This window comes from bacterium (assembly GCA_021372615.1).
GTDB lineage: Bacteria > Armatimonadota > Zipacnadia > Zipacnadales > UBA11051 > JAJFUB01.
Map to the genome: position 1 here is coordinate 50,057 of JAJFUB010000160.1, position 8,348 is coordinate 58,404.

Consider the following 8,348-nt stretch of genomic DNA (forward strand, 5'->3'; position numbering starts at 1 on the left):
TTGGTGTCGTGACTGAAGCTGACACAGCCCTACTGTTCGACACGAACATGCCCTATTCCTGTGCTTGTGGCTGCCAGAGCACCTGGAGCTTGCGGACGCTGCGGCGGCACTCGATGCGCAGCCCCTTGCTGCCGCTCTCGGTGCGTAGCGGCGTGACGGTGCCGATGGCGTCGTACTCCGCCGTCCGCCCCAGGCCCCAGAAGCCGAACTGGTTCCAGCGGTAGACCACCACGATGAGCTTGCCGGAGAGCGCTCGCTCCACCGACACCAGCTCCGCCGCGTCGTCGCCGGTGACGTCGGCCAGCGCGGCAGTCACGTATGGCCGGCAGAGCTGGCTGCCCCGCCACATGGGGTACAGGTCGCCCTGCTTGTCCCAGCCGTAGATGAAGAAGCGGCGGGCATAGCTGGGGTCGCGAGCGGTCTGGCTGTAGGTGCACAGTGCCACTTCCTCCGTCCCGTCGCCGTCCACATCCCCAACACTCACGTCCCAGAAGTTGTACTCCGGCTCGGGCGACAACGGGCGCACGTCGCTGATGTTCCCCCACGGCATCAGGTACAGGTGACTGCGCCGGGGCTGAGGGGGGCGCGGGTCCTCGGCCGTCAGAGCGAGGAGCGAGACACCCCGCCGCGGGTGTCGTGCGTTCACCACACGGAGGATCGCGTACTCGCTGTGCCATGTGCCGAAGGCGCCTACCGTCTCAAGGTTGCGGCCGTCAATGATGAGATCCCGCTGCCAGCCGTCGTGAACCGGCGGCCGCACGATGGTCGGCGTCATCGGCAGGAAGCGCCAGACGAGGAGGCCGCCGATGACGAGCAGGGCCAGCAGCCTGACGAGCACACGGGAGGAGATGAGACGACCCAGGGGCGTGGTCATCGCTGTCCTGACGGCCGGGCGGCTGCCCGCAGCGCGCTGGTCAACTCGTGCAGCTCGAACACGTAGCCGAACACGCTACTCGTCTTCCACAGCGCGTACTCCAGGTTCTTCTCGCCCTCGCAGGACTCGCGGGTCTCGATGGCGACGCAACCGCCGCGCACGGCGCTGCACATGAACCCCCGGCGCTTCATGTCGCTCATCCCACAGGGCTCGAACCACAGGCACTCGTCCAGGGCGTAGCCGCAGTAGATGATATGGTCAACCTTCCGGTTGCGCAACAGTCGCGCCAGTTGCCACGAGTGCTGTGCGACGAGGTCGTTGCCCTGCGGCCGCAGGACCTCGGGCATGCCACGTAGCCACGTCTCCTGCCCTGTCGGGGCGACCGCCGCCGTCGCCCTGTCATCCACCGGCAGCGGCAGGTTGTAGAGGTCCTTGTCGTGCTTGGCCCAACGCTGCATGTCGCGGGGGATGGAAGCCTCGTCATCGGCCGGCGGCTTCCCCGCCTCTGCGAGGTACCTACGGCCGAAGTCGCTCTTCATCATACTCTCGCCCACGCCGATGGTCGCTACCTGCAGCCCCACCGCTCGCGCCGCCGCCACCAGCCGCGGCAGCCGGAAGGCCACCAGGTCCATCGTGCGTGGGACATCCTCGACGGTCCCGAGGACGTTGGGGTTCGGCAAGTCGGGCCGGAACTCCGTCTGCGCGGTCAGGCCCCGCTCAGGCAGGTGCATCAGCGCCAGGCAGGTCGTGCTCAGGTCCAATGGTCGCACCTCGGACGTCCAGCCCTGCACGCTCCGGGCCGCGTTGTGCCACTGCGAGTAGTCCCACGGATAGAAGCGGTACCAGTGCCATGGCACCTGGATGGCGGCGGACCTGCGGACGGGCATGGCAGCCTCCTGGGCGACAGCGCACAGCGGCAGGATCAGGGCCGGCAGGGCGAGGAGAACCCACCTCATCTACTTCGCCTTCTTCGCGGCCTGCTCACGCAGCGCGTGGGTCAGCTCCTGCAGGTCGAAGATGTAGCCGAACATGGTCGAGGTCTTCCAGTAGGCATACTCCAGGTTCCCCTCGCCCACGGCCGACTCGGCGTTCTCGATGGCCACGCAGCCGCCGCGCACGGCCGAGCACAGGTAGCCCTTGCGGTCCATGTCGCACATCCCACACGGTGAGAACCACAGGCACCAGTTCAGGGCCCAGCCCGAGTAGATGATGTGGGTGATGCCCCGGCTCTGGAGCAGTCGGTGCAGTTGCCATGGGTACTGGGCGATGATGTCGTTCCCCTGCGGCCACAGTTCCCTGGGGAGAGCGAAGTCGTGCGGTGGGACCTTGTCAGGCTGCGGACGGGGGAGGTCGAAGACATCACGCATGTGTTGGGCCGCCACCTTGGGGTCCTTGGTGATGCGGTCCTGATCTTCGGGCGGCGGGTCGCCCGCCTCCTTGACGCACTGCTCCCAGATCGGCCCCTGCATGTAGATGCCCCCGCCGACGCCGACGTGCGCCACCTGCAGCCCCGCCGCCCGTGCCGCCTGGACCAGCGGCGGCATGCGGAAGGTCACGACATCCATGGTGCGCGGGATCCACTCGATCGTGCCCAGCGCGTTGGGGTTGGGGCAGTCCGGGCCGAACTCGGTGTCCGGCGTCAGGCCCGTGTCGGGGAAGTGCATCAGCGCCAGGCACGTCTTCGACAGGTCCAGCTTCCGCACCTCACTGTCCCACCCCCGGAAGCCCACGGCGGCCTCACGCCAGCGTGAGAAGTCAGCGGGGAAGTGGCGGTAGAGGTGCCAGGGCAGGGAGATCACGTTGGGCTTGCGGGGCATGGTGGACTCCTGTGAGAAGGCAAGCTGGGGCAGCAGAAGCAGCACAATGGCGAAAGTGCGTGGCATCATGGTCAGCCTCCGCCACGCATTTCCCTGCACGCAGCGGGCCAACCTGCGGCAGGCAATGCGGAGGTGAGTGGGGAATTGGCGGACATGCTGTTGTCCGACTTCGATTATGAACTCCCCCCTGAGCTGATCGCGCAGCACCCCCCCGCAGAGCGTGGGCAGTCGCGGCTGCTGGTGATCCGCCGGGACGGCGGGCCGGCGGATGGCCGGCCCCTCCTGCAGCACCGCGTGTTCGCCGACCTGCCGGAGTACCTGCGCGCCGGTGACTGCCTGGTGCTCAATGATACGCGGGTCATCCCGGGGCGCCTGGTCGGGCGACGGGCAACGGGGGGACAAGTAGAGCTGCTGCTCCTGCGCCAGGTGGGGGAGAGGGACTGGGAGGCGCTGGGCAAACCCGCGCGGCGACTACGTGTCGGCGAGTGCGTCACCTTCGGCCCGGACCTGGCCGCCGAGATCATCGCTGCCGGAGAGGAGGGGCTCCGCACCGTCCGCCTGCAGCACGACGGCCCCCTCCTCGAAGTCCTCGACCGTCTCGGCCAGATGCCGCTGCCGCCGTACATCCACCGCGAGGCGCCCGAGAGCGAGGACAAGTCACGCTACCAGACGGTCTACGCCGCCGTCCCGGGGGCAGCGGCTGCGCCCACCGCCGGCCTGCACTTCACGAAGGGGCTGCTGCGGCAGATCGAGGCCATCGGCGTGCGGCTCGCGCGGCTGACGCTGCATGTCGGACTGGGCACCTTCCGCCCCATCCAGGTCCAGCGCCTGGAAGACCACCGGATGCACGCCGAGTGGTACGAGGTGTCGCCCGGGGCTGCCGCGACGATCAACGCGGCCCGGCAGGGCGGCGGCCGGGTCATCGCCGCGGGCACGACCGTCGTGCGCACGCTGGAGACGGTTGCGGACGAGACGGGCGTCATCCACGCCGGCTCCGGCATGACGGAGCTGTTCATCTCCCCCGGCTACCAGTTCCGAGCGGTGGACGGCATGTTGACGAACTTCCACCTGCCGCGCAGCAGCCTGCTGGTGATGGTGTCGGCCTTTGCCGGGCGGGAGCGCGTCCTGGCGGCCTATGTCGAGGCCGTCCGGCAGGGCTATCGCTTCTATAGCTATGGCGATGCGACGCTGATGGTGTAGGACGGCGGGAATCGGGAGCCGGGATCCGGGAATCGGGATTCGGGAATCGGAGCAGGAGGCTGGGCTGATGAGACAATGGTTGGGCTGTGTCGGAGGGCTGCTGATGGTGCTGGCGGCGTATGCCGCCGAGGCGCCGGTGACGGTGACGCGGGGCGACTGGAGCGCCACCATGGGCCCGGGTGGCCTGGCGCTATCCTACGCCGGTGAGGTGGTCTCCAAGGGCTCCTATGTGAATGTCTTCACGCCCGGCTACAAGGGCACGGTGATCGGCACGGCCGGGGCCTGGAAGCCGGGCACGGCGCGGGCGTCGGCAGATGGGAAGACGGTGACGCTGACCGCCGACCTGCCGGGCGGACGCCTCGTCTACGAGGCCGCGCTCGAGGACGCCGGTGTGCGCATCACGCTGCGCGTCACGCCCGCGGCGGGGGCGGAGGTTGGGCCGGTGGAGTACTCCGTCGCCCAGGTCCCCGCCGAGTTCCTCACCGGTGCCGTCATCGAGATGGCCAACGTGGCCGGCAGCGTCACGGCGAGCCTCGCTCTCCCGACGGAGCCCGCCAATGGCGGGCTGGCGCCCGGCGGGCCAGTGATGGCCTTCAAGACCCCCAAGCATAACCTCATCTTCGAAGCGCCTGACTTCGGCACGGTCTACCCCTTTGATGGGCGGCACGACAAGTACGGCTCGCGTCAGGGCATCTGGGCTTTCGCCGGGCCGGCCATGCGCGCCGGAGAGGAGACGGTCAGCGTGTACACCGTGCGCATGGAGCCGCCCACGCCTCCGCGCGTCCCGGGCAAGATCACCATCGGGAAGAGCACGCCGGCCTCAGGGATCCTCCTGGCCCCCGGCGCAACCAAGCGCGAGACCCTCGCCGCCGATGAGTTGGCGAACTACCTGGAGACCATGGCCGGCAAGCGCCTGGAGCGCACCGAAGCCTCCGGCAAGACGGCGCCGGCAGGCGCGATTGTCATCGGGCCACAGGCGCTGGCCACGGGGCTCATCAAGCAGTCTGAGCTGGACAAGGTCGCCCCGGACGGCTACGTGGTCAAGGTGAAGGGCGGACGCGTCGGCATCTGCGGAGCGCGCGACGTGGGGACCATCTACGGGGCCTATGCCCTGCTGCGCAAGCTGGGCTGCAAGTTCTACGCCCCCTCGTGTGAGGTCGTGCCCCACGTTACGGCCCTGACCATCCCCGACTGCTCCCTGTCGGACAAGCCCTTCTATGAGTTCCGCAACCTCGCGGCGAACGTGAAGCTGGGCAACACGCCGAAGGACGACATGATGTCTCCCGCCGAGTTGGGCGAGGAGGGGAACATCGTCCACTCCTCCGCCTACCTGCTGCCCTACGACAAGTACCACCAGGAGCACCCGGAGTACTTCGCGCTGCAGAAGGACGGGCGGCGGCTCAGCCGCGAGTTCCACGGCCCGGACCTCAATGTCCACCTGTGCCTCTCCAACCCGGAGGTCCGCCGCATCAGCGCCGAGCGGATGCTGGCGCTCATGGACAAGCAGTCGGACCGCAGGTTCTTCGGCGTCTCCCAGGGCGACGGCTTCGCCTGGTGCCAGTGCGACCAGTGCAAGGCGCTGGACGCCATCCCCGGAGTGGAGATGACTGACCGGCTCCTCGACTACGTGAACTACATTGCCCGCGAGGTGGCCAAGAAGTACCCGGACAAGCGGATCCTGACCCTGGCCTACACCGACGCCACCTCCCCGCCGCCAACGCGGGTCATGCCCGAACCGAACGTCATGGTGCAGTACTGCCCATACCCTCACCGCACCGACTGCAGCAGCCACGACCTGACCTGCGAGAAGAACAAGCAGGGCCAAGCCGATGTCATGGCCTGGTTCGCCAAGTGCCCCAGGAACATCTACATCTTCGACTACCCGACCGGCTACCAGAACTGGTATGAGCCGTTCGGCAGCTTCTGGGCGATGAAGCGCAAGCTGGATCTGTACGCCAGGAATGGCGTACAGGGGATCTTCTACTGCGGCACGCCGCAGAACTTCCGCAACCTGTTCATCTACGTGCAGAGCGAGCTGCTGTGGCACCCGAACACGCCCGTCGAGCCGCTGATCGCGGACTTCATGCAGGCCTACTACGGAGCGGCGGCGCCGTCCGTGCGCCAGTACTTCGACTTCCTGTCGAAGGAAGTGGACGAGCGGCCCATCCATCAACAGTGCGAGGCAGCCAGCCCGCACACGGTGACCGCCGAGTATGCCGACAAGGCTCTGGCGATGCTGACACAGGCCGAGGACGTCGTGCGCAATGACCGCGCCTGCCTCTACCGCGTCCAGGCCGAGAAGCTCTGCGTTCTGTTCGGCGACCTCAACGCCCGGAATCCGGTCAACGGCAAGCTGGCGATCGGCGAGGCGGCGTTCGCACAGCGGCTGGCGGAGTTCGCCGCCATCGGGCGTAGCCAGCGCCTCTCGCAGTTCATCCGGCGCGTAACCGGCGAGGAGTGGCTGTACAAGATCGCGCGCCTCCGCGTGACGCGCTCCCCCTGGTACGCCGACCCGGTCATGGAGCGCCTCATCAGGGACCCGGCGGGGACGCTCGCCAGGGAGCAGCAGAAGTACGCCCAGACGGCCATCCAGGGCGGCTGGCGGCTGGAGTTGGAGGGCTTCCGGGGTCCGGTGGGCCCGCAGGACTACGCGCAGGAGTGCCCTTCGCGCCGTGCCATCTGGATCTATGGCGTCGGTAGCGCCAACCCGGCCATGTGGACGGTGCTGCACCTGGACGCCGCGCCCCAGAAGCCGGCGCGGCTGGTGCTGACCGCCCAGGATGACGACAAGCCGGGGACCGTGGCGATCCGCGTGACGGTGAACGGGCAGACGGTGTTCGAGGGGCCCAACACGTGCGCGGAGCACAACTGGTCGGCGCAGGAGATCGCGGTTCCGGCAGGGGTGCTGAAAGCGGGGGACAACGAGATCCGCATCGTCACGACCCAGCCCTCGAAGGCCTTCGACCAGGGGTGGTTCATGCTGGCGGAGTGTGCGGTGCTGGTGGAGTGAGGACAACGGCGTCCTCACCCCTGCCCCTCTCCCTCGCGCTCGATAGGGCCGAGCGCTCCGGAGAGGGGAGGTGCTCGCCCACTTTGTGGCTTCGAAGCCACAGAGCGACATCCTCCCTCCCCTCTCCGGAGCGAAGCGAGGGAGAGGGGAGGGGTGAGGAGCAAGCGGGTGCCGTCAGGCCGTCGGGCGCAGCCCGACACGCCGTTGCGCTGCGGCGACGCTGTAGCCTACCCCAGATCCCCCGCCTCATACAGCAGGAGCGCGCAGACGACGACTGCGGCGGTTTCGGTGCGGAGGATGCGCGGCCCGAGGGAGATCGGCAGCAGCCCGGCTTCGCGTCCGGCGGCAGCCTCGGCCGGCGCCAGACCCCCTTCCGGGCCTATGAAGACAGCCAGCTCATCCGGGTGGCCCAGATCCGCCAGGGCGTCGCGCAGCCCGTGCCCCGACTCTCCGGCCAGCGCCTCATCCGGCATCAGCCCCGGCCGGCCCGATTGTCGCCAGTCGGCCAGCGCTTGTTCCCACGTCATGACCGGGGCGACTTCGAGCGGCCGCAGGCCGTGGCTCTGCTCAGCGGCCTCGGCGGCGATCTTCTGCCACCGCCAGCGCTTGGCCTCGGCCTCCCGACCCTCCAGGCGCACCGTCGCCCGGGCCGTCTGCACCGGGACGAGCCGCGCCGCCCCCAGTTCGGTGATCTTCTGGATGATGAGCGGGAGCTTCTTGCCCTTCGGCAGGCCCTGGTACAGCGTCAGGTGCAGGCGCTGGGGCGGGCGATCGGGGAGGCGCTCGACGATCTCACCGGCGATCCCCTCGCCGCCCGCCCGGAGCGACACGCGGTATTCGGCCCCGGTGCCATCGAAGACGATGAAACAGTCACCGGCGCGCAGCCGCAGCACATGGCGCAGGTAGTGGGCTACGTCGTCAGGCAGGACGACATGGGGTGGGGTGATGTGGCCGGGGGGGAGGTAGAGGCGCTGTGGCATAGGCTACCGCCGGGCTGTCATGCAGCCCCAGCTCTCCCGTTCGTGCATGTCCTCGACGTGCAGCCCCACCGCGCGCAAGGCCGTGGCCAGCTCCTCCTGGCGCGCCGCGTAGAAGCCCGAGCAGATCAGTAGCCCGCCCGGTCGCAGCAGCTCCGCCGCGGGCGGCGCCGCCGCGATCACGATGGGCAGCGAGATGTTGGCCACGATGATGTCCCAGCCCGGCGTCACGCCCTCCAGGCTGTCTTGCAGCAGCACCTGGCAGCCATCGCTGACGCCGTTGCGGCGGCAGTTCTCCTCGGTGGCCTCGGTGGCCAGCGGGTCGGCGTCAATGGCCAGCGCCCGGGCTGCCCCGAGCCTCAGGGCGGCGATGGAGAGGATGCCCGAGCCGCAGCCGAGGTCGAGGACGCGGCCGCCCTCACCCCCGTCCCCTCTCCCAGGGGGAGAGGGGAGGACGGCGTCCCCCCCCT

At 68.8% G+C, this 8,348-nt stretch carries 7 protein-coding genes; 2 read left to right on the forward strand and 5 right to left on the reverse strand.

The features are described from left to right. Window positions 1-52: 52 nt before the first annotated feature. From LLH23_22715 to LLH23_22725, 3 genes are read right to left on the reverse strand one after another with little or no spacing between them, the layout of a single operon-like run. Window positions 53-874 (reverse strand): hypothetical protein, encoded by an 822-nt coding sequence (locus LLH23_22715; GenBank protein MCE5241288.1) that lies wholly within the window; start codon window positions 872-874, stop codon window positions 53-55. Then, entirely contained in the window at window positions 871-1,830 is a 960-nt protein-coding gene (locus LLH23_22720; GenBank protein MCE5241289.1) for a hypothetical protein, read from the reverse strand. Before LLH23_22720 ends, LLH23_22715 begins: the two co-directional genes overlap by 4 nt. Continuing rightward, a complete protein-coding gene (locus tag LLH23_22725; GenBank protein ID MCE5241290.1) occupies window positions 1,831-2,760 on the reverse strand; it encodes a hypothetical protein in 930 nt (309 codons plus the stop codon). Window positions 2,761-2,844: 84 nt separating this feature from the next. On the opposite strand from LLH23_22725, the gene queA reads away from it, so the two are divergent. Both queA and LLH23_22735 read left to right on the forward strand, forming a co-directional pair. Then, complete coding sequence (gene queA / locus LLH23_22730; GenBank protein MCE5241291.1) at window positions 2,845-3,891, forward strand: tRNA preQ1(34) S-adenosylmethionine ribosyltransferase-isomerase QueA; 1,047 nt, start codon at window positions 2,845-2,847, stop codon at window positions 3,889-3,891. A 67-nt stretch (window positions 3,892-3,958) separates the two neighbouring features. Beyond that, a complete protein-coding gene (locus LLH23_22735) occupies window positions 3,959-6,901 on the forward strand; it encodes a DUF4838 domain-containing protein (GenBank protein ID MCE5241292.1) in 2,943 nt (980 codons plus the stop codon). Window positions 6,902-7,128: 227 nt separating this feature from the next. On the opposite strand, the gene LLH23_22740 is transcribed toward LLH23_22735, so the two are convergent. Both LLH23_22740 and LLH23_22745 read right to left on the reverse strand, forming a co-directional pair. Next, a complete protein-coding gene (locus tag LLH23_22740) occupies window positions 7,129-7,881 on the reverse strand; it encodes a 16S rRNA (uracil(1498)-N(3))-methyltransferase (GenBank protein ID MCE5241293.1) in 753 nt (250 codons plus the stop codon). Window positions 7,882-7,884: 3 nt separating this feature from the next. Continuing rightward, window positions 7,885-8,348 (reverse strand): 50S ribosomal protein L11 methyltransferase (locus LLH23_22745; GenBank protein MCE5241294.1); only part of this gene is annotated, 464 nt, incomplete at its 5' end.